Here is a 21,897-nt window from a genome sequence, read left to right as displayed (position 1 = left end):
TACATTGCGTTCGCGGAGCGTTCCGAAGGAAAGCAATTAGCGGTGAGAGTGTCAAGCCACCCGTCTCCACGCTAACCAAACCCGCAAGATTAGCGGCGTTCCTTACATAGCTCATTTACTAAGTGTGGCAGCACTCGTACTAGAAGCAGGCGGTACTGAAGAAGAAGCGATCGCTGGTTTATTACATGATGCGGTGGAAGATCAGGGAGGACAATCCACTCGTGAAGATATACGTCAGCTTTTTGGTGAGACGGTTGTCGCCATAGTTGATGGTTGTACTGAATCTGATGCTTATCCTAAAGCACCTTGGGAAGAACGCAAGAAAACATATTTGTACAACCTACGTCTTGCTTCTCCTCCTATACGACGAGTATCTTTAGCCGATAAGCTGCACAATGCCAGGTCACTACTTGCTGATTACCGACAACATGGCAGCAGTATTTGGAATCAGTTCAAAGCTGGCAAAGATGGAACTCTGTGGTTTTATCAAGAATTACAGCAAATATATAGTGAGACTGGCTCGGATTTCATGACTCAGGAATTTTCATGCGTAATTCAAGAGCTTAATCAAGACGTTTAATCTCCATTCAGGGTAATGGTTTGTGGAAACTTTTGTTGAATCGCCAACGGCGCGATCGCTTGCCAAGTTTTAGTCCCCGTGAGGGGATTTAGTAAATGGAAACTTTTACAGTTACGTTACCGCTAGCAGTTTTGAAAGTGTTTCAGTCCCCGTGAGGGGATTTAGTAAATGGAAACTAATTATTCGCTGTTCATCTACAGGTTTAATTTTGGCGTTTCAGTCCCCGTGAGGGGATTTAGTAAATGGAAACCCAACGATGACCCAAGTAAAGCTGACTTGGGGAGGTTTCAGTCCCCGTGAGGGGATTTAGTAAATGGAAACGGAGGAGACGACTAATGATAAAACGTGAAGGTGGAAGTTTCAGTCCCCGTGAGGGGATTTAGTAAATGGAAACCCAGTACGCTGTTTCAACTGAGCTAGAGTATCTTCAATGTTTCAGTCCCCGTGAGGGGATTTAGTAAATGGAAACTTATAGGATATTCACAACTGGATTGCCTGCCGAAGTGTTTCAGTCCCCGTGAGGGGATTTAGTAAATGGAAACCGCTCGGTGCTGAAACTGTTACAGAGCAAGCTTCCTGGGAAGCATTTTGACAAACCTCAAAATTAGGTCGATTTCAGCCACTATTATTGCTACTGATTCTCAACTTCCCTAATAGTTGAAACGCTGTAATTATTTACTTGTCAAGGTTCTGGCGTTTTTGGCAAACCCCCCAGGGTTTTTGACCTCACTATAGGTTTGCCAAACATCAAGTTGTTAGATTCATTTTAAAATTATTGCTTCATTTTGTCGAGCTTTTATCCATATATTGTAGTATTGTGAACTCATCAATGTTATTTCTTCCGCACCAAATCTATAAGATAGTAAACAATAGGTTTGGGTTGGCTAATTACGAAACGCAAATAAGCCTGGTTTTGAGCGATCTTATGCCATCAAGTCATCACTTGCGGGTTCTCCTGGATAAAGGCGATCGCTCTGAATATCTGTCAAACTATATAAACATTGTTGGGGAAAAGTCGAGAATGGCAAGTTGGTTTCACCTGATGCTAAATCTCTAGCATTTTCGTAGGCTTCTGGTAATGCTTCTTCAATGTAAGGCTTCAGGCTGGGATTTTCGTTCAATAAATTGATAATTTCCCGCCGTTGTACTCGAATTGTTGCTAACCAACTCCGACTGCGTTTGCTTGATTGAAATTCCCACTTGAGTAAATGTGCAATTAAAATGCTCAAGCGATTTCGTAATTCTTGACGTTCCCTTCTCCCCAAAGATGCGATTTCCTCGATTAAATTGGGCAAATCAAGCTGGTTCCATTCCTGTCCACGCAGCAGGTTGGCTTGTTGCTGAGTCCAGGCGTAAAAGTCTGTTTCATAGAGGTTGGCTTTCAGGTTTGCCGATGATTTTCCGGTTTGTGGTGTTTGCATTCTTTCATTCCATCAAATTATCACTTACAGGTTCACCTGGGTAAAAGCGATCGCTCTGAATTTCTTCTAGAGTATAAGGACAATCTGGGGGAAATGTCTTCAAAGGTAGGTTGGTTTCTCCAGCAGCTAAAGCAGTTGCTTTGAAGTAAGCTTTTTGCAGCATTTCTTGTAGGTAGGGTTGGAGACTGGGGTTTTCTGTCAACAATTCCCACGTATCTATACGCTGGACACGAATCGTATTCAACCAACTCCGACTGCGTTTGCTTAATTGAAATTCCCACTTGAGTAAATGTGCAATTAAAATGCTCAAGCGATTTCGTAATTCTTGACGTTCCCTTCTCCCCAAAGATGCGATTTCCTCGATTAAATTGGGCAAATCAAGCTGGTTCCATTCCCGTTCATGCAGCAGGTTGGCTTGTTGCTGAGTCCAAGCGTAAAAGTCTGTTTCATAGAGGTTGGCTTTCAGGTTTGCCGATGATGTTCCGGTTTGTGGTGTTTGCATGGTCAAAACCTGGGGGATATTCTTTCATTTTAATGGAGATGCGATCGCTTTAAAAAACCCCGCTTCCATTCCTCTTTTCGACGCGGGGAGAGGCTTAAAAACACTATTTTTTCGTACCAAACTGTAGATTTTTTGCCCCTTCCCTCGTAGGGAAGGGGTTGGGGTTAGGTTCCGTCGAACTCACGTCATTTTAATGAAGATGCGATCGCCTCCCACATCTTTTACAAAATTAAAATGTGACTACACTCCGAATTGATTCGCCTTTGTGCATCAAATCAAAAGCATCATTAATCTGCTCAATCGGCATCACATGAGTAATTAAATCATCAATATTTATCTTCCCGTCCATATACCAATCCACAATTTTCGGCACATCAGTACGCCCCCTCGCACCACCAAAGGCTGAACCTTTCCAAACGCGCCCGGTGACTAATTGAAACGGACGAGTGCGAATTTCTTGTCCAGCACCCGCAACACCAATAACCACACTTACACCCCAACCTTTATGGCAGCATTCTAAGGCTTGACGCATGACATTGACATTGCCAATACATTCAAAACTATAATCAGCACCGCCTTTGGTTAAATCTACCAAGTAGGGGACTAAATCACCTTCCACTTCTTGGGGATTCACAAAATGTGTCATCCCAAACTTTTCTGCTAAAGCGCGTTTACTGGGATTAATATCTACACCGACAATCATATTTGCGCCCACCATCCGCGCCCCTTGGATGACATTTAAGCCAATCCCACCTAAGCCGAAAACCACGACATTAGCGCCTGGTTCCACTTTGGCTGTATTAATAACTGCACCCACACCAGTAGTTACACCACAACCGATATAACAAACCTTATCAAATGGAGCATCTGGGCGAATTTTCGCCACAGCAATTTCTGGTAGCACTGTGTAGTTAGAAAACGTAGATGTCCCCATGTAATGATGAATCATTTCTCCCCCAATACTAAAGCGACTAGTGCCATTAGGCATAACACCACGTCCTTGGGTGAGGCGAATTGCTTGACAAAGATTGGTTTTGAAGCTCAGACAATATTCACACTGTCGGCATTCTGGGGTATAAAGAGGGATTACATGATCTCCGGGTTTAACGCTAGTTACACCAGCGCCCACCTCCACCACCACACCCGCACCTTCATGTCCTAAAATTGCGGGAAACAAACCTTCAGGATCATCACCAGAGAGAGTGTAAGCATCGGTATGGCAAACCCCAGAAGCTTTAATCTCAATTAATACTTCTCCGACTTGGGGTGACCCTAGTTCAACGGTTTCAATAGTTAACGGCTTACCCGCGCCGTAAGCTACGGCTGCTTTAACTTCCAAAATTAGTCTTCCTGTATAAAAGTTGCATCAATGGGTTGTTTTGAGTTTATACCGGGGAATGGTGAGAGAAAGTTTTTGTTACTCTTTTGTAAATTAACTATAAAATTGCTTTTTGCTATGACATTGGTACATTAGTTACAGGTGGTAAACCTGGATAATGATACCGATCCGCCATTATTTTGTTAACTTTGATCTTATCTCTATTTTCGCAAAGCTTATGAACCCTGCCCTAACTAGAATTGGCGCTCAAATGTCCAACTTAACTGGCGTCCGAGCGATTATGAAGGACATTATCGAAACGTTAAAAGCTGGGGCGGGGCAAGAATTTATGAATTTGAGTGCCGGTAACCCGTTGATTTTGCCGGAGGTGGAACAGTTATGGCGGGATTGTACCGCGGAATTATTGGCTAGTCCAGACTACGGCGAAGTGGTTTGTCGTTACGGTTCTAGTCAAGGTTATGGGCCCTTAATTGAGGCGATCGCCAATGACTTTAACAACCGCTATGGTTTAAAGTTGACGGAACGTAATATCCTGATTACACCCGGCAGCCAAAGCCTTTATTTCTACGCTGCTAATGCCTTTGGAGGCTACACAACTGACGGTGACCTCAAACAAATCGTTTTGCCCCTCAGTCCCGATTATACGGGTTACGGCGGCGTTACTTTAGTTCCAGAAGCCTTAATCGCTTACAAACCCACCCTAGATATTGATGCAGCTGCTCACAGATTTAAATATCGTCCAGATTTTAGCCAACTAGCAATTACAGAAAATACGGGTTGTGTGATTTTCTCTCGTCCTTGTAACCCCACGGGTAATGTTCTCAGTGACGAAGAAGTTAAAAAAATTGCTGCTTTAGCTGCACCTTTTGATGTGCCTGTGTTGATTGATTCAGCTTATGCACCTCCTTTCCCGGCGTTAAACTTTACGGAAATGACACCTGTATTTGGTGGTAATATTTTGCACTGCATGAGTTTATCCAAGGTGGGATTACCCGGTGAACGCATTGGTGTGGCTATTGGTGATGAAAGCATGATTCAAGTTCTGGAGTGCTTCCAGACAAATTTGTGTATTCATCCATCAAGATATGGACAGGCGATTGCAGCTTTGGCAATTAATTCTGGTGCTTTGCCAGCAATAGCCGCAGATGTTATTCGCCCCTTTTATCAGAAAAAATTCACTGTATTAGAAGATACGTTAGATGCAGCCATGCCTCAGGATTTACCTTGGTTCTTGCATCGGGGTGAAGGGGCCATATTTGCTTGGTTGTGGTTACAGGATCTACCAATTACTGATTGGGAATTTTACCAGCAACTCAAGCAGGTGGGTGTAATTGTTGTCCCTGGTAGTACGTTCTTCCCTGGTTTGCGGGAAGAGTGGCCACACAAGCATCAATGTTTACGTATTAGTTTGACTGGTAGTGATGAGGAAATTGTCACGGGAATGCAGCGTTTAGCAAAAGTGGCTGAACAAGTTTATCAGCGTGCTGTTGTGAGTGCATAAGATTATGGGAACGAACCGCCAAGGCGCGAAGGGCGCGAAGAAGAAGCAGGGGAGCAGGGAGCAGGGAGCAGGGGGGAAGTTTACCAACCCATTCCCTACTGCTGATGAATGGTTGGAAATTGGTAAGATTGTCTCTCCTCAAGGGTTATGTGGGGAGTTGCGGGTATATCCCCAATCGGATTTTCCGGAACGATTTGAGGTTCCGGGAACACGTTGGTTGTTGCGTCCGGGTGAGAGGGAACCGCAGCCTGTGGAGTTGTTGGGGGGACGTTATATTGAAGGGAAAAATTTGTATGTGATTGAGTTGGCTGGGGTGGAAGATCGTAACCAAGCTGAAGAGATGCGTGGTTGTAAATTGATGGTTCCCGCAAGCGATCGCCCCCAATTGGGTGAAGATGAATATCATGTCATCGATTTGATTGGTGTGGAAGTTTTCATGCAAGAATCTGGAGAACTTGTGGGTACTGTGGTAGATGTGATTCCGGCTGGTAATGATTTACTGGAAGTAAAGTTGCATCAACAAAATGAAGTTAGTGAGGGAGAAAAAACAAAATCTCCCCAGACCATTTTGATCCCATTTGTCACTGCCATCGCACCTGTCGTAGATTTACCAGGACATCGTATTGAAATTACGCCACCCCCTGGGTTAATGGAATTAGCGATTTGAATTTTTTTACGGGATCTGGAAAATCTCTTGCCTGTTTTGACTTCCAAGGCAGCGGTTTCACCGTCCCAATGAAGGCAAAAAACTCACAATACCTGGGAAAGCGATAATTAAGACCAAAACCAACATTTGCAGCAAAATAAATGGGATAACACCGCGATAAATATCAGATGTGCTGACTTCTGGAGGGGCGACACCACGTAAATAAAATAAGGCAAAACCAAAGGGAGGTGTGAGGAAGGAAGTTTGCAGATTTGCTCCCAAAATCACACCATACCAAATCAAGTCAATGCCTAACTTTTCGGCAACTGGTACAAACAACGGCACAACTATAAAGGCTATCTCGAAAAAGTCGATAAAAAAGCCGAGAATAAATACCGTTGTCATGCTGACAATCAAAAAGCCGATTTCGCCGCCGGGAAGATTGGCGAGGACATCGAACATAAATTGATCACCATTCACTCCTCGGAATACTAAGCTAAAGGCTGTGGAACCCAACAGAATGAAAATCACCATGCTAGTGATTTTTAAAGTGGCATCACAAACTTGACGCAGAGATTCTAAAGTTAATTGACGGTTTGCAGCAGCCAAGGCGATCGCACCAGCACAACCTACAGCACCGGCTTCTGTGGGAGTAGCAAAGCCAAAAAAGATACTCCCCAATACTAATAAAATCAGGATTAACGGCGGTAGCATCACCTGAATTATCCTTCCTCCCAAAGCTTTACCGCCAATCTCTCGCACCTCGGCAGGCAAGGCTGGTGCTAATTCTGGTTTTAAAAATGCCACTATCAGCACATGTAAAGCAAATGCACCTGACATCATCAAACCGGGAATCAACGAACCGATAAACAAATCACCTACCGAAATTCCCAACTGATCGCCCAAAACCACCAAAACCACACTCGGCGGGATAATTTGTCCTAAAGTACCCGAAGCCGCAATCACACCAGTAGCTAATTGTTTGTTGTATCCATAGCGCAGCATAATCGGCAGGGAAATTAACCCCATGGCCACTACTGTTGCTGCTACCACACCTGTAGTTGCAGCCAACAACGCACCCACTAACACCACAGCTAAAGCCAGTCCGCCACGTAAGCGTCCCAACAAAATCCCCATTGTTTCTAATAATCTCTCAGCTATGCCAGATTTCTCCAGCATTGACCCCATAAATATGAAGTAAGGGATCGCTAAAAGAGTGTAGTTTGCCATGATGCCAAAGATTCGCTGGGGCATGGCGGTAAGAAATATGGGGTCAAATACACCGAGGGCAATTCCCACAATGCCAAATAAGATTGCCACCCCACCCAGGGAAAAAGCCACAGGATATCCCAGCGATAGCAGTACCAAAGCCCCGGCAAACATCACTGGCCCCAGCCATTCATAATCCAGTGTCATGTTGTTCCTCCTGGGGTTCTAGTCTGCCTTGAAGAATTGCCACATTTTTGATTGCTTGAGAAATTCCCTGAAAAATCAACAACACAAAGGCGACAATAATCATGGTTTTAATGGGATAGCGAGGCAAACCATCAGGGTCTGGGGATGTTTCCCGAATTTGCCATGAAGCCACGATGGTATCCCAAGAAAAAAATATTACCATAATGCAGAAGGGAATCAGAAAAAATACTGTCCCCAATAAATCTGCAAGTGCTTTCCGCCGCGGTGGCCAGTTACTATAAAAAACATCAACACGGACGTGTTCATTGTGCTTTAAAGTGTAGCCTGCGCCCAATAAAAAAATTAAGTCAAAAATATACCACTGCGCTTCTATGTAAGCGTTGGAAGTCAGGTTAAGGCCAATAAACCTGCCTAAGTATCGTCCTACAACATTCCATACACCAAGTATGACCATGACTAGCACCAGCCAATTGGTAAATCGACCAATGACTTCCGTGCAAGTGTCAATAATTCTGGATATTCTTAATAGTTTTTCCAAAGATTGCCTCACCTCTTGAATTAGTGTAAATGTAGTGTACAACTCAAGATTGCAGAGAAATAGCCCCTTGATTCTTCTGTGTTCACGTGCTTTGCCATTTGTTCGCTCCTGATTCGACACAATCATAGCGGATAGCTCAAAAATTCTTTACCATGCCACGTTCCGACTGTCTCCCTCAAATCGTAGGATAAGAACAGAAGGATGGGTCAACTGTAGATTTAACCAATGACTTCAACTATTCCCACTAAAAATCGTCACTTACATATTCAAGCCATAGGGGCTAAGATTTTCCACTCCGTTAATATTATTAGTTTATTTCTCATGCTCACCAGCGGGTTACAAATCTATAATGCTAACCCTGTTTTTGGTGGACGTGCAGGTTTACATATTCCACCCATATTTACATTAGGAGGTTGGTTAGCGGGGGGTAGACACTGGCATTTTGCGGCGATGTGGTTATTCTCTTTAAATCTCTTGTGGTATGGGATTTACATTTTAGTTACTCGACGCTGGCGACATCGGTTTGTCGGTGCTAATGACTTCAAGGCTTTACAAAAAACGCAAAATTCTCGCCGGGTAATTTATGCTTGGCATCGCATTGTTTATACAGCAATTATTCCTATTTTATTGCTGGCTTTGTTGACGGGTATAGGTATGTATAAACCTGCTCAATTTCCTTGGATTGTGGATATGTTTGGCAGTTGGGAAGCTTTGCGAATTGTTCACTTTTCTTCAGTACCAATGGTGATTATGTTTGTGTTTGTTCACTCTTTGTTAGGACGAAAAGCAGGGGGTTCTCAATTGACTGAATCGATGTTTTGGTAAATAGAGTCATCTGGTGTAGCTATCAAGTATAGGACTTAAGAACATTCTACGGATTCTTGGCGTAATCGCTGCGCGCGGGCGTCTTGGCGGTTTGATAAATTAAAGTTTCTGGTGATTTTTGCATAAGTCCTTTTCTAAGGTTATTTCAAAAATATAATACGAGTCCTATAGGAACGGTTCAATGAGTTTGATTCATCTAAAACGTCGTCAATTTTTGCAGATTTCAGGATTATCTGCTGTGAGTTTGCTTTTGGGTGGTTGTGGTACACCAGCATTTGAAGATTTGGTAGGTCAACTTTCTGAACCACTGAACCGTAAAGTAGGTAAATTAATATTTAATCCCCAAAAACCTGTACCAGAATTTTCTCTCAGTGAAATTGAACCGGAGGCGCTGATAGTTAATACTTTTAGATCTACCCCCATTATTAAACCAGAAAATTATCGTTTAATTGTCGATGGTGAAGTTAATAATCCTCTCAGCCTCACCCTGGCACAGATTTATGATTTACCTTTAACTTCGATGATTATTCGTCATGTTTGTGTGGAAGGTTGGGCGGCAATTGTGCAATGGGGTGGTGTCTGTCTTAGAGAAATTATTGCTCTTGCTCAACCTAATGCTAATGTCCAGTATGCTTATTTTAAATCGGCTGATGGTTATTATGAAAGTTGGGATATAGCTTCAGTTTTACATCCTCAAACTTTATTAGCTTATGAAAAAAATGGTGAACCTTTACCTATTGATAATGGTGCGCCTTTGCGTTTAGCTGCGCCTATTAAACTGGGCTATAAGCAAAGTAAGTGGGTGACTAAAATCTCACTTGTGAGTAATTTGTCTCCATTTAAAGGCTACTGGGAAGATCAAGGTTATGACTGGTTTGCCGGAATTTAGAAAATAATAATACCTAAATTAATCAAATCAATGAACTTTTTTGATAAATTACAGCGTAATATCGCCCAAAACCAAAGCTTACTTTTTGTCGGTCTTGACCCAAATCCTGAAATGATATCTGCTCAGTACACATCTGGGGATATCATCTCTGATTTAGAAAATTGGTTGCAATTTATTATTAGTGAAACTGCTGATTTTGTTTGTGCTTATAAACCAACTTTAGGATTTTATGAAGCTTTAGGTCTTCCTGGATTAGAACTATTACATAAAACTTTAGCGGCTATTCCTGGTCATATTCCGATTATTCTCGATGCTAAACATAGTGATTTAAATACAAGTACTGTTTTTGCGCGCACTGTATTTACAGAATGGCAAGTAGATGCAATTACTCTCAGTCCCTATACAGGACAGGATCATGTAGCACCGTTTTTAGTTTACCCTGATAAAGCAGTATTTATTGTATGTTGTACTTCTAATCCGGGAGCAGAAGCTTTACAGCAATATCCAACCAAAGAATCACCTCTTTATTTGCAGGTGGTTAAGGAATCAAAAAATTGGGGGACTCCAGAACAATTGGGCTTGGAAGTAGGTACCACAAAGCCGGAAGTTTTAGCACGTATTCGGGCAATTGCACCTGAACGGATGATTATGGCACGTAGTATTTGGGCAGAAAAGAATAACCTAAAACAAATTTTAGAAGCAGGCTTAAATGCTAATAATGATGGGTTACTAATTCCTGTGCCTCAAGATATGTTGGCTAGTCCAGATTTATCCCAAAATATCCAGAATTTACGCGAAGAAATTAATCAAGCAAGAACTAAAATTGTCGGTGATGCTTCTAGCTGTGATCTATGGTTACCTGATGTTTGTGTTTTGAACCAGCATCCTCAACAAGACTTAATTTTGCTACTTTATGACGTTGGTTGTATTATGTTTGGCAACTTTGTTCAAGCATCGGGAGCTACTTTTCCTTATTATATAGACTTACGTAAAATCATTTCCAATCCCCAAGTTTTTAATCAAGTACTTAAAGCCTATGAAGAGATTTTGCAGCGCCTGAATTTTGATAGAATAGCGGGTATTCCTTACGGTTCTTTGCCAACTGCAACTGGGTTAGCTTTGCGTTTGCATTATCCCATGATTTTTCCACGAAAAGAAGTTAAAGCACATGGAACCCGGCGGTTAATTGAAGGTAATTTTCATCCGGGTGAGACGGTGGTGGTGGTTGATGATATTCTCATTAGCGGTAAAAGTGTGATGGAAGGTGCAGCAAAGTTGCAATCCGCAGGGTTAAAGGTGGAAGATATTGTGGTGTTGATTGACCATGAACAAGGAGTAAAAGATAGGTTACTAAAAAATGGTTATCGGGGGTACTCAGTTTTTACTCTTTCGGAAATTACAGAAACGCTTTATCAAGCAGGGAGAATTAATCAGGAACAATTTTTAGCATTTAAGGAAGGCGAAGGTTAAACAATTTTGGAGTTTGGGTTGAGATAATTACTTTCACAAGTGGGTTTATATAAATCCTGTATTTGCATACTACATATATGCAGATTTCGTAGCGATGAGGTACACAATGGCGGGCAAGATGCCATTAGTGTCATTAGTGTCAAGTTAAGACGAAACAACTTTGGTCAACTAGTAATTATGCTGAAAATTAGCCGCTAGGCTCAAAATTGTGTTTTCTACCCCAATTTGGGTAAATTTTCGAGTAATATTACTTATTGACAATCGCTGCTTAAGTTTAAGTTGATAGCAGTGAAGGAACCTCTAACATGTTTATTTGTTCAGAGTTGTGGCAATGTGGAATAGACACATCACAATAACCTGCAAGGAAGAAAATACTGATGAACCGCTCAAAAATAGTTGCAATTATTACAGGCGCAATTTCTATTCTCTTAGCGATCGCCTACCTCATCTTAGTGCAATTGCTGGACTACCGGGACATGAAACCAGCCCCTATTAGTCAAGTAATACAGCAACAGATAGTAATTACTTTGTTTAGGGAGTAGGGAGTAGGGAATGGGGAATGACCTATAAGTAACTTTGATTACTTTAACTATTTTTTCATATGTTCAGAATAAACAGAAAAAGATATGATAAGTTTGATACATAATTGTTAAGAAGAGTTACAACCCCCGTAACACAAGGAAATATTTTTATGGTAGATTCACTCGAGAATAACCCACCACATCAAGTTGTGATAGTTGGTGGTGGCTTTGGTGGACTGTATGCTGCAAAGGCACTTGCTAAGACAAATGTAAAGGTTACTCTCATCGATAAACGTAACTTTCATTTATTCCAACCGTTGTTATATCAAGTTGCCACAGGTACGCTATCACCTGCTGATATTTCCTCACCATTGCGATCTGTACTCAGCAAAAGCAAGAATACAAAGGTGTTGCTGGGAGAAGTAAATGATATTGATCCAGAAGCACAACAAGTAATTTTGGATGACAAAGTAGTACCATATGATACATTAATTGTCGCCACAGGTGCCAAGCATTCCTATTTTGGTAAGGATAATTGGGAAGAATTTGCTCCTGGTTTGAAAACCGTAGAAGATGCTATAGAAATGCGTCGCCGGATATTTACGGCATTTGAAGCAGCAGAACAAGAAACTGATCCCGAAAAACGTCGTGCCTTGTTGACCTTTGTGGTTGTAGGTGGTGGCCCCACCGGGGTAGAATTGGCAGGTGCGATCGCAGAGTTGGCATACCAAACCCTCAAAGAAGATTTCCGCGACATCGACACTGGCGAAGCCAAAGTTTTACTGTTAGAAGGTATGGATCGTATCCTGCCACCTTTTGCGCCAGAGTTATCCCAAGCAGCAGCAGCATCCCTGGAAAAGTTGGGTGTAATTGTCCAGACTAAAACTTTGGTAACAAATATTGAAAACGACATTGTTACCCTCAAACAAGGCGATGAAGTCAAAGAAATTGCCTCAAAAACTATATTATGGGCAGCCGGTGTCAAAGCTTCTGCAATGGGTAAAATCCTAGCAGAACGTACAGGTGCAGAGTGCGATCGCGCTGGACGTGTGATTGTAGAATCTGACTTGAGTATTCAGGGTTATGACAATATTTTTGTAGTTGGGGATTTAGCCAATTTCTCCCATCAAAACGGCAAACCCTTACCTGGTGTTGCACCCGTAGCCAAACAAGAAGGAGAATATGTAGCTACACTGATTCACAAACGCCTCCAAGGTCATACTTTGCCACAATTTCATTACATCGACCGGGGTAGTTTGGCGATGATTGGGCAAAATTCAGCGGTTGTAGATTTGGGTTTCATCAAGCTTAAAGGTTTCTTTGCTTGGTTGGCTTGGCTAGTGATTCACATCTACTTCTTAATCGAGTTTGACAATAAATTAGTAGTGATGATTCAGTGGGCGTGGAATTATATCACTCGCAATCGAGGCGCTAGATTGATTACAGGTCAAGAAGTTTCTCTAGAAAAAAGAACTGTTAATAGTAGTAGTCATTACCAGACTACAGAAAAAAGACTGCCAGTTAATGTCTAGAATGTTGGCTTGATAGCTACTAATAGCTTTTGTTTGTGGAATAGGTATCTTGCTTGATATGGGCAAAATACTTGTTCCACAATTCTTTTTGGGAGATGAGGAAGTGATATCATCTCCGATTGAACATTTGTCATTGTGATCAAAGTTCAAAACAAACGGCAAGGAGTATCATAATTTTGTTACATATTTGTTAAGAATAGTTACACGCTCTTAACACAGGAAATATTGATTATGGAAGTTTCAGTTGAGAATAATGCACCACATCAGGTTGTCATCATTGGTGGTGGCTTTGGTGGACTGTATACAGCAAAGACTCTTGCTAAAGCCAATGTAAATATTACTCTCATCGACAAACGTAACTTTCACCTATTTCAGCCGCTTTTATATCAAGTTGCCACAGGTACGCTATCACCTGCTGATATTTCCTCACCATTACGATCTGTACTCAGAAAAAGCAAAAATACACAAGTATTATTGGGAGAAGTAACTAATATTAATCCCAAAGCGCAACAAGTTATTTTGGATGATAAAGTAATACCTTACGATACATTAATTGTCGCCACAGGTGCTAATCATTCCTATTTTGGTAAGGATGAATGGAAAGAATATGCTCCTGGCTTGAAAACTGTGGAAGATGCCATAGAAATACGTCGCCGGATATTTTCCGCTTTTGAAGCCGCAGAAAAAGAAAGTGATCCCGAAAAACGCCGTGCTTTGTTGACTTTTGTGATTGTGGGTGCTGGCCCCACCGGTGTAGAATTAGCAGGTGCGATCGCAGAATTGGCATACAAAACTCTCCACGAAGATTTCCGCAATATCAGCACCTCAGAAACCAAAATTTTAATATTGCAAGGGCGCGATCGCATTCTCCCATACATTTCGCCAGACTTATCCCAAGCAGCAGCAGAAGCTTTGGAATCGTTGGGTGTGGAGGTCCACACTAAAGCCAGAGTCACAAATATTGAAAATAACATCGTTACTTTCAAGGAAGGCGGTGAAGTCAAAGAAATTGCTTCAAAAACTATATTGTGGGCAGCAGGTGTCAAAGCTTCAACAATGGGGAAAATCTTAGAACACACGACAGATGTAGAATGCGATCACGCCGGACGTGTGATGGTAGAAACTGACTTGACTATCAAGGGTTATAAAAACATTTTCGTAGTGGGAGATTTAGCCAACTTCTCCCATCAAAATGGTCAACCCTTACCTGGTGTTGCACCCGTAGCCAAACAACAAGGAGAGTATGTAGCTAAACTCATTCAAAAACGGGTTAAAGGTCAGACTTTGCCACAATTTCATTACAATGACGTGGGTAGTTTGGCGATGATTGGGCAAAATTTAGCTGTTGTAGATTTAGGCTTAATCAAACTCAAAGGTTTCATTGCTTGGGTATTTTGGCTAGTAATTCACATCTACTTCTTAATTGAATTTGACACTAAATTAGTAGTAGTAATTCAGTGGGCGTGGAATTATATCACTCGTAATCGTCGCTCAAGATTGATTACAGGTCGAGAAGCTTTTGTAGAAGCACGCAGTCTTGAGAATAGCAGTGCTTACCAGACTCCAGAAAAGAAGCAGCCAGTCAAGCTTTAGGATTTTTGCTTTGTATTTACTACTCAGGGTAAGGAATGTGGATTTAATAAAATACAGAACCTCACCCCCAACCCCTTACCAAGAAGAGGGGAGACTTTGACGCAAGTCAAAGGCGGGGTGAGGTCAAAAACTAGACTTGCATGTTATTTAATTCATGTTCCTAAAGGTGGGGAGTGGGGAGTGGAAGAAAGATTTTGGTACCAGCCGAAAGTATTCCCCCTGTCCTCTTGGTTCTTCCTCTGAGGATTGACGCAAACTAAGTTCTCATCACAGGAAGCGTTACGGTAAAAGTCGTCCCCACTCCCTCTTGGCTATTAACTCTAATCTCACCTCCATGAGCCTCCACACATTTTTTCACAATGGCTAGCCCCAAGCCAGTTCCCGGAATACCACCCACATTATCTGCTCGATGAAATGGCTGAAAAAGTTGCGGTAAATCTTGTTGAGGAATGCCAATTCCCCAATCTTGAATGCGGAAAGTGACTGTTTGTTCTTGAGCTATTAAATCAAATTGGACTTTGCCACCTGGTAGGGAATACTTAATGGCATTACCGAGTAAATTTCCCAAAATGTGCCGCAGCAAGCTTTCATCCCATAGTGCATCGCCCAATTCCCCAACACTGGTAAACTCTATAGTCAAATGCTTCTGTTTTGTATTTAATTGCGCTTCATCAATTAGTTGACGACAGAATGCTGCTAAATCCAACGAAATCAGATCACATTGCAGCTTTCCGGAATCGGCTTTACCTATAAATGAAGCCTCATCTAATAGCCGCGCCATGTTTTTAATGGCTGAACGAATCATCTCTAAATGATTATGTTTTGTCTCTCTAGTAAGTTTTTCATCGTGGGTTTGCAGTAATCCCGCAGCTAAGAGAATAGTATTTAAAGGATTACGGATGTCATGAGAGAGCATGGAGACAAATTCGTTTTTGAATTCATTGAGTTCATTGGCCTTTACCAACTCAGCGGTGCGCTCTTCCACCCGATTTTGTAAGGTCTGATTCACTGTCCGTAGTGTTTCCAAAGCCTGCTTACGCTCAATGGCATAACAGACAGCACGCACCAAAACATCGACGTTTACATGGCGCTTGACTAGATAATCCTGCGCTCCCTGACGCACTGCTTCAATTGCCAAGTCTTCATCGTTGGTATTTGTCAGTACCACAATGGGGACAGTGGGAGCATGACTCATCAGTAATGGTAGGGATGATAAGCCTTGGCTATCAGGTAGGGTGAGATCCAACAAAATTACATCGTAGCTGCTCTGATTTAATTCGTTGAGGGCTTCGCGTAATCGCTTCACATGAACGAGACTAAATTCTTTAAACTCGGCCTGGCGCAAAAATTCCTGTAACAATCTAGCTTCTGCTAAGTTGTCCTCAATTAACAAAATTTTTACTAAGTCGCTTGCAACCGTCATCATCTAGTTCCACCCCCTATTCCCCCTCGATCTTGAAAGTGCTGAGTACTGAGTTTCCCTCATCTTTTAATCCACTGGTAAGGTGACAGTAGATAACCAAAAATCTTCAATTCCTTTGACGATTTGAAATAGTTGGCTGAGATTGCGGGATTTGGTTATGTAGCAGTTCACATGCAAGTCGTAGCTGTGAAAAATATCATCTTCATTTCTAGAAGTAGTCAGCACTACTACGGGAATGCGTTTCAATGCGGGGTCAGCTTTAATTTCTGCTAGCACCTCTCGACCATCTTTTTTCGGCAAGTTCAAATCCAACAAAATTAGGTCAGGACGAGGTGAATTGGCATACTCACCCTCCTGACGTAAATAAGCCATCGCGTCCATGCCATCTCTAACTGTTACCACTTGGTGTGGTACTGAGCTATTTTTCAAGGCTTCTTGAATGAGGCGAACATCGGCTTTATTATCTTCCACCAAAAAGATGGTTTTGTGTTTTTCTTCCGTTTCTACGCTCAAGGTCACGTCCTCCGACTGGAATCGTAAAGTAGAAAGTTGCACCTTCACCAAGTTGTGATTCTACCCAGATCCGGCCCCGATGGCACTCAATGATCTTTTTGCAGATAGCTAAACCCATACCTGTACCGGGATATTCATCTCGCGTGTGCAAGCGTTGAAAAATTACAAAAATGCGATCGCTAAACTGCGGGTCAAGGCCAATACCGTTATCTTTTACCCAGAATAACCACTCATCTTCTAGCCTTTCTGCACCTATATGGATTTGTGGTGGTTCATCGCTGCGGAATTTAATGGCGTTGGCGATCAAGTTCTGAAATAACTGCATGAGTTGGGTACTACCAGCCATGACAGTGGGTAAGGGGTCGTGGGTAACGGTCGCCCCTGTTTCTAAAATTCGTTGGCGTAAATTGCTCAGGGCCCGTTCTAAAGGCGTTTCTACTTCGGTGAGTTGAAAGGCGATCGCCTGGGTATCTACTTTAGAGTATACCAACACGTCATCAATCAAGGTCTGCATCAAGCTGACTCCTTCGACGGCGTAGGTAATAAACTCTTTGGCATCTTCATCTAGTTCGGCTTCGTACCGCATCTCCAACAGTTGGACGTAATTAGCCACTTGATTCAGCGGTTCTTGCAAGTCATGGGAGGCGACGTAGGCAAACTTTTTCAGTTCGGCGTTGGAACGTTCTAAATCATGGGCTAATTGTGCCAATTCGTCAGCTTGGCGCAGCACAATATTCACAATTGCCTTCCGCAGTTCCAGTGCGGCTTTGATTTCCACATATCGCCACGGTAAAGATGTCAAACGCACAGTTTGTTTCCACAATTCAAATGATTTGCGGGGACACAGGCGCACATTACCATCTGTGTGACTGACTTCAAAGGCTTTGTTGGGATCACCACCCCAATTCACAGTTTGAATTACTTCTGGTCTAAACCACAACACATAATTGCGCTGGGAAATGGGAATAGCTAATAAACCACTGGCGACATTCTTGAATCTTTCGGCATCTGGATATATGTGCGGTAAGGAATCTGTATAAAATACTTCATCGTCAACGTTGTTCTTCAACCACTGCACTAAGAAATGCAAGTCTTCTTCTTTGGGAGTCTCACCAATTAGCGTACAATTTTCCCCAAAACAGACAGCTGCACCTTGAGCGCTGGTTAAATCCAGAAGATTTGGCTGATTTTTCACCAAGCCATCGACAAAGCTGTCTTCTTGGGACATATATTCCACTAGCTTGGTTTGAATATATGTCAAGTTCATGCGATAGTCGTAATCTTCCGTTTCCTCTCTAGCCGAGATTTCCGAAAATATGACTCGTCCCAGAAATTCACAGGCTTTCCGCAATTCATAGGAAACATATTTGGGTGTCTGATGATGACAAGCAATCAGTCCCCAGAGTTTTTGGTCTTTAATCAAAGAAATGGTCAACGAAGAACCTACACCCATATTGTGTAAGTATTCCATGTGACAAGTGGCGGCACTTCTAAGAATCGAATTAGTTAAATCAACCGGGCGATCGCTCAGGGGATTGAGCGCTGGTATAATTTGTACTGCCTCGCTATGAGAATCAGGAATAATTCTGATGGAATTGGCAACGAATAATTTTCTCGCTGGTTTGGGAATATCCGATTCAGGATAATGCAATCCCAAATAAGGTTCCATTTCTGCCAGTTTTTCTTCAGCGATAACTGAACCATGGCCATCATCATCAAATTTATATAGCATCACCCGATCAAATCCGGTGACTTTCCGCACTTCTTGCACAATTATTTGGCAAAAATCATGCAAATTTGCGGTTTTTTCTAATTGGTTAATGGAAGCTTTGGCTAGATGATAAAAGCTCAAAAACGGGATATTTTCTCGAGAAACCGCAGGTTCTAATTCTAAAATCAAAAATCCTTCGGAATTGCGGTGAAATACGGCATCAAATACTGCGTAATCATCACCTTTTTTTCTCACCCAAATTTTTGTGGGATTAATAAATTCCAGATTACCTTCTGAGATACCTGCCTTAATTCTTTCAATTTGGAAGGGATCGAGTAAATCTTCTAGTTTCTTCTGTAAAATATTTTCTGGAGTGATGCCGAAAATCTTCCCAGTATTATCACTAATTTGTAAGATTTTTAAATCAGGTTCCTCTAAAACTAAAAGCACTCCATGAGGTTGAATTTGTCTAAAAAGATGAATTGGCGCTTCTTTTAAGCTATTTACATTAATACCTGGCAGTTCTAATTCGAGACTCATTAAAGATCCTCCATAATTGTCTGGGAGCATCCAAAGTAGAGCAGTTAGGTTTTTTACCTATCGGGTTCAAAACACTACTTAGATGTAAATACGTTATATTTTTTCTACGTACAGTAACAAGTAAATTATTTAAGACTAATGGTAATCAATAAAAATTGGTAACTTTTAAAACTTGCTACTTTATTCAGCACTCTTAAATTTAATGTCTAACGATGCTATCCCTACCCGAATCAGGATCTTTAGACGATTAACTTTTGACTCCTCAGTCTTTTTTTGCAGTAATTCCCTAAGCTGCTGTGCGTTTTACAGTTTAACAGTTAGTCACTGGATATATAGATAAGTAATGTAAAAAATTGGTGATTAACTAAATCAGTATATGTGTAGCTATATTAAGTCTATAAGTTTTAAATCCAAGAATTAAACCAAAACCGTAATTTATACATATCAGGGGAAAGGGGTAAACCTAAATAAACAGGCATCCAGAAAATAAAAGCTGCCACAATCACAAATGTAATACTCACACCTACTACCCGGATTGCCCGATAATAACTGCGAAGACACTGATCTACAAACCAGGCGATCGCTAAAAATATAAATACCACTGCACACATATAGTGGTACATAAAAACACACCTGGTAACTTTTACCCAAGGTAGTAAGTTAGCGGCATAATTTAAAATCAAAAATAAAGCAATCCAAAAATCAACAATCCGATTTGTCGGGACGTAAAAATGCTTTTGCTGAAACCAAGGAATCACAACTTGTAATACCAGCATCCCGATTAAAAACAACATAGCAGCGACACCAAACCACCATAAAAATGGATTGCCCATTGCGTGTACACCATAAATGATTTTCCCTGTTCCAGCAGGCAAAGGTGGCCCAAAAAAAGATACAGAATCATTCACACTTTGAGCCGTTTGGTAATAATATGCCATTGGTCGAGTCATTAAAGGCCACTTATACCAAGCAGCACAATAAGGATGTACATCGGGACTATTACCACCCAAATGGAGATGATACTTCAGAATTTCTTGATGTACTTTGATAAACCCAAATCTTTTATCTAGCTGGAGATGGGGAATCCAGATAACGCTGTAAGTTAATGCAGGGATAATTCCTAAATAAACCAGCATCTGGAAAATATTTAGCTGTGTCAGATTTTGCAGAGGTGTCTGAACTGCAACTTCTAGGGTGATTTTTTGGCTATCTCTCCACTGACGATACCACTGACTGAAAAAAGTTGTGCCTTGTTTGAGAATTTGGGTATGAGGAAGACACTGCATCCCTCGAATTAAATAAGCTGCTACCCAAATAAGATAAGCACCGAACAAAAACCATAAACCATTCCATTTAGTAGCAACTGATGCACCAAAATTAATCCCAGCGACAACTAACCAAAAAGAACGGCTTTGCTTTTGGTTATCTAATGCTAATAATAAACACCACTGCCCTAGTAAACCAAAGATAACTATATAAATATTATTTAAAGCATAACGAGACTCTACCAGAAATAAACCATCACAAGCTGTAAATAAACCTGCCAATAAAGCAAAGCCACCACGGCGACTCAATTGATAGGCTATCAAAGCCACCACTACAGGAATAAAAGAGCCAGTGAGGGCATTTAGCCAACGATAACTCCCAGGCGATCGCCATGAACCTGTGAGATAATTTACCGTATCTTGTGCCAACGGAAGATGACTGCCAATCCACATGCCAATGCCAATAATATATTGACTCAAAGGCGGATGGACATTAAAAAATGGTGTATTAGTGAGATAGTTATTGCCAAATTGGGCAAAGTAAACTTCATCAAATACTAAGGTGTTAAATCGCCCTAATCCCCAAAACCTCAGGGCTATTGATAGAAGAAATACACCTAATAACCCAACTTGGAACCACTTTTTAGTCATTTGTCAATAGTCAATAGTCTCCAGTGCTTATATTATTTCAGGTGCGTTTATGAGGAACAGGAGCAGTCCGAGTTCATAATACTGGTTTGTTGGCCTGATTCAATTTTAAATTTTAGATGGGGAAGTGCTTTTTGTACTTAATTTACCAGCGGATCAACCAAAAAATCAGGTAACTTCAAAATTTTATTTGCTCATGAGCCAGGCGAAGCTTTGTCAAAGGCATAGCTAAGGCGCTTAAAATTTACTCGTTGAAGTAGTAATTTTTCCATTACCGACTCCCTAAAATTTCTGACTGATACTCTTGACAAAATTCTTAACTCAGCCGATGAAACAGCCCTGTCCGGCTCCCCCTGCTCTTTTCGTTGACTTACAGGAGCATAGATATTTCATATATCTTTACATAAAACAAAATTCAGTTGCCGGAGTCTGTGAGGTAAACACAGTATGGCAATGTTGCTGATTTATAAGGCAAGAGAGAATTTCCGCAAAACAGAATTTGCCCAAGTGCCTATTACATTGTTTAAAGTTATGTAGCCTTTTACTTACGGCGCATAAGCCACTGCGGTAAACTATGCGTTGATTATGATTCTTTCGCAGAGAAGAACACTCGGAAGGAGCCTTTTTTTCAATGTCTCATACCGTAAAAATCTACGATACATGCATTGGCTGCACCCAGTGCGTTCGCGCTTGTCCCACAGACGTGTTGGAGATGGTTCCTTGGGATGGCTGTAAAGCCGCTCAAATTGCCTCTTCACCCCGTACAGAAGACTGCGTGGGTTGTAAGCGTTGCGAAACTGCTTGCCCCACTGACTTTTTGAGCATCCGAGTTTATCTTGGTGCTGAAACAACTCGCAGCATGGGTCTAGCTTACTGAGGAATTTCTTTTAATTTCTCATTTGGTTGACAATCTACTGTCTTCAAAGCAAGCTCCTTTAGGATTGTAGGGTGGGATTTTCTCACCCTACAAAATTTTTTAAAAAGCATAACCATACCTAGTAGTATAGGGAGCGATGCGCTCCTT

At 41.6% G+C, this 21,897-nt stretch carries 18 protein-coding genes, 1 pseudogene and 1 CRISPR repeat array; of the genes and pseudogenes, 10 read left to right on the top strand and 9 right to left on the bottom strand.

Features of this window, described 5'->3' with window-relative positions:
• Positions 1-55 precede the first annotated feature (55 nt).
• A pseudogene (locus tag ACM0OT_RS20420) lies at positions 56-580 on the top strand (HD domain-containing protein); the annotation flags it as partial.
• A 66-nt stretch (positions 581-646) separates the two neighbouring features.
• Positions 647-1,122: direct repeats of the CRISPR family, unit length 37 nt; unit sequence GTTTCAGTCCCCGTGAGGGGATTTAGTAAATGGAAAC.
• Positions 1,123-1,503: 381 nt separating this feature from the next.
• Here the strand turns inward: ACM0OT_RS20420 and ACM0OT_RS20415 are convergent.
• From ACM0OT_RS20415 to ACM0OT_RS20405, 3 genes are all read right to left on the bottom strand, one after another.
• Positions 1,504-2,001, bottom strand: a complete 498-nt coding sequence (locus tag ACM0OT_RS20415; protein ID WP_414566228.1) for a DUF29 domain-containing protein — start codon at positions 1,999-2,001, stop codon at positions 1,504-1,506.
• Between the two features lie 4 nt (positions 2,002-2,005).
• Positions 2,006-2,503 (bottom strand): DUF29 domain-containing protein, encoded by a 498-nt coding sequence (locus ACM0OT_RS20410; protein WP_414566227.1) that lies wholly within the window; start codon positions 2,501-2,503, stop codon positions 2,006-2,008.
• Between the two features lie 229 nt (positions 2,504-2,732).
• Entirely contained in the window at positions 2,733-3,842 is a 1,110-nt protein-coding gene (locus ACM0OT_RS20405; RefSeq protein WP_414566226.1) for an S-(hydroxymethyl)glutathione dehydrogenase/class III alcohol dehydrogenase, read from the bottom strand.
• A gap of 217 nt (positions 3,843-4,059) precedes the next feature.
• Between ACM0OT_RS20405 and ACM0OT_RS20400 the strand changes: the two genes are divergently transcribed.
• Complete coding sequence (locus ACM0OT_RS20400) at positions 4,060-5,343, top strand: valine--pyruvate transaminase (RefSeq protein ID WP_414566225.1); 1,284 nt, start codon at positions 4,060-4,062, stop codon at positions 5,341-5,343.
• A 4-nt stretch (positions 5,344-5,347) separates the two neighbouring features.
• Positions 5,348-6,010, top strand: coding sequence for a ribosome maturation factor RimM (gene rimM / locus ACM0OT_RS20395; protein ID WP_414566224.1), 663 nt, complete (start codon positions 5,348-5,350; stop codon positions 6,008-6,010).
• Between the two features lie 57 nt (positions 6,011-6,067).
• Here rimM and ACM0OT_RS20390 read toward each other — a convergent pair whose 3' ends face one another.
• Both ACM0OT_RS20390 and ACM0OT_RS20385 read right to left on the bottom strand, forming a co-directional pair.
• Positions 6,068-7,405 (bottom strand): TRAP transporter large permease, encoded by a 1,338-nt coding sequence (locus tag ACM0OT_RS20390; protein WP_414566223.1) that lies wholly within the window; start codon positions 7,403-7,405, stop codon positions 6,068-6,070.
• A complete protein-coding gene (locus ACM0OT_RS20385) occupies positions 7,389-7,943 on the bottom strand; it encodes a TRAP transporter small permease subunit (protein WP_414566231.1) in 555 nt (184 codons plus the stop codon). Before ACM0OT_RS20385 ends, ACM0OT_RS20390 begins: the two co-directional genes overlap by 17 nt.
• A 225-nt stretch (positions 7,944-8,168) precedes the next feature.
• Between ACM0OT_RS20385 and ACM0OT_RS20380 the strand changes: the two genes are divergently transcribed.
• The 6 genes from ACM0OT_RS20380 (at position 8,169) to ACM0OT_RS20355 (ending at position 14,773) form a co-directional block, all read left to right on the top strand.
• Positions 8,169-8,768 (top strand): cytochrome b/b6 domain-containing protein, encoded by a 600-nt coding sequence (locus tag ACM0OT_RS20380; protein WP_414566222.1) that lies wholly within the window; start codon positions 8,169-8,171, stop codon positions 8,766-8,768.
• A gap of 181 nt (positions 8,769-8,949) precedes the next feature.
• Positions 8,950-9,657: a molybdopterin-dependent oxidoreductase gene (locus ACM0OT_RS20375; RefSeq protein ID WP_414566221.1), complete on the top strand. Its 708-nt coding sequence runs from the start codon at positions 8,950-8,952 to the stop codon at positions 9,655-9,657.
• Between the two features lie 30 nt (positions 9,658-9,687).
• Positions 9,688-11,127 (top strand): bifunctional orotidine-5'-phosphate decarboxylase/orotate phosphoribosyltransferase, encoded by a 1,440-nt coding sequence (locus ACM0OT_RS20370; RefSeq protein WP_414566220.1) that lies wholly within the window; start codon positions 9,688-9,690, stop codon positions 11,125-11,127.
• 377 nt (positions 11,128-11,504) lie between these two features.
• On the top strand, positions 11,505-11,669 hold the full coding sequence (locus ACM0OT_RS20365) for a hypothetical protein (RefSeq protein WP_414566219.1): 165 nt from the start codon (positions 11,505-11,507) through the stop codon (positions 11,667-11,669).
• Between the two features lie 149 nt (positions 11,670-11,818).
• Positions 11,819-13,180: an NAD(P)/FAD-dependent oxidoreductase gene (locus ACM0OT_RS20360; protein ID WP_414566218.1), complete on the top strand. Its 1,362-nt coding sequence runs from the start codon at positions 11,819-11,821 to the stop codon at positions 13,178-13,180.
• Positions 13,181-13,411: 231 nt separating this feature from the next.
• Positions 13,412-14,773 (top strand): NAD(P)/FAD-dependent oxidoreductase, encoded by a 1,362-nt coding sequence (locus ACM0OT_RS20355; RefSeq protein WP_414566217.1) that lies wholly within the window; start codon positions 13,412-13,414, stop codon positions 14,771-14,773.
• A 256-nt stretch (positions 14,774-15,029) separates the two neighbouring features.
• On the opposite strand, the gene ACM0OT_RS20350 is transcribed toward ACM0OT_RS20355, so the two are convergent.
• From ACM0OT_RS20350 to ACM0OT_RS20335, 4 genes are all read right to left on the bottom strand, one after another.
• Complete coding sequence (locus tag ACM0OT_RS20350) at positions 15,030-16,199, bottom strand: ATP-binding protein (RefSeq protein WP_414566216.1); 1,170 nt, start codon at positions 16,197-16,199, stop codon at positions 15,030-15,032.
• Positions 16,200-16,262: 63 nt separating this feature from the next.
• Positions 16,263-16,709 (bottom strand): response regulator, encoded by a 447-nt coding sequence (locus tag ACM0OT_RS20345; RefSeq protein WP_414566215.1) that lies wholly within the window; start codon positions 16,707-16,709, stop codon positions 16,263-16,265.
• Positions 16,657-18,960 carry an ATP-binding protein gene (locus ACM0OT_RS20340; RefSeq protein WP_414566214.1) on the bottom strand — a complete coding sequence of 768 codons (2,304 nt, stop codon included), beginning with the start codon at positions 18,958-18,960 and terminating at the stop codon, positions 16,657-16,659. Before ACM0OT_RS20340 ends, ACM0OT_RS20345 begins: the two co-directional genes overlap by 53 nt.
• A 404-nt stretch (positions 18,961-19,364) precedes the next feature.
• Positions 19,365-20,876 (bottom strand): dolichyl-phosphate-mannose--protein mannosyltransferase, encoded by a 1,512-nt coding sequence (locus ACM0OT_RS20335; protein WP_414566213.1) that lies wholly within the window; start codon positions 20,874-20,876, stop codon positions 19,365-19,367.
• A 628-nt stretch (positions 20,877-21,504) separates the two neighbouring features.
• On the opposite strand from ACM0OT_RS20335, the gene psaC reads away from it, so the two are divergent.
• Positions 21,505-21,750 carry a photosystem I iron-sulfur center protein PsaC gene (psaC, locus tag ACM0OT_RS20330; protein ID WP_012411495.1) on the top strand — a complete coding sequence of 82 codons (246 nt, stop codon included), beginning with the start codon at positions 21,505-21,507 and terminating at the stop codon, positions 21,748-21,750.
• Positions 21,751-21,897: the final 147 nt, after the last annotated feature.

Origin of the sequence: Anabaena sp. CCY 9613 (assembly GCF_963920895.1) — a bacterium.
In the GTDB taxonomy this organism is placed as follows: Bacteria; Cyanobacteriota; Cyanobacteriia; order Cyanobacteriales; family Nostocaceae; genus Cyanocohniella.
Note: the sequence above shows the minus strand (reverse complement) of the source record. Positions and strands in the feature narration are given on the sequence as shown.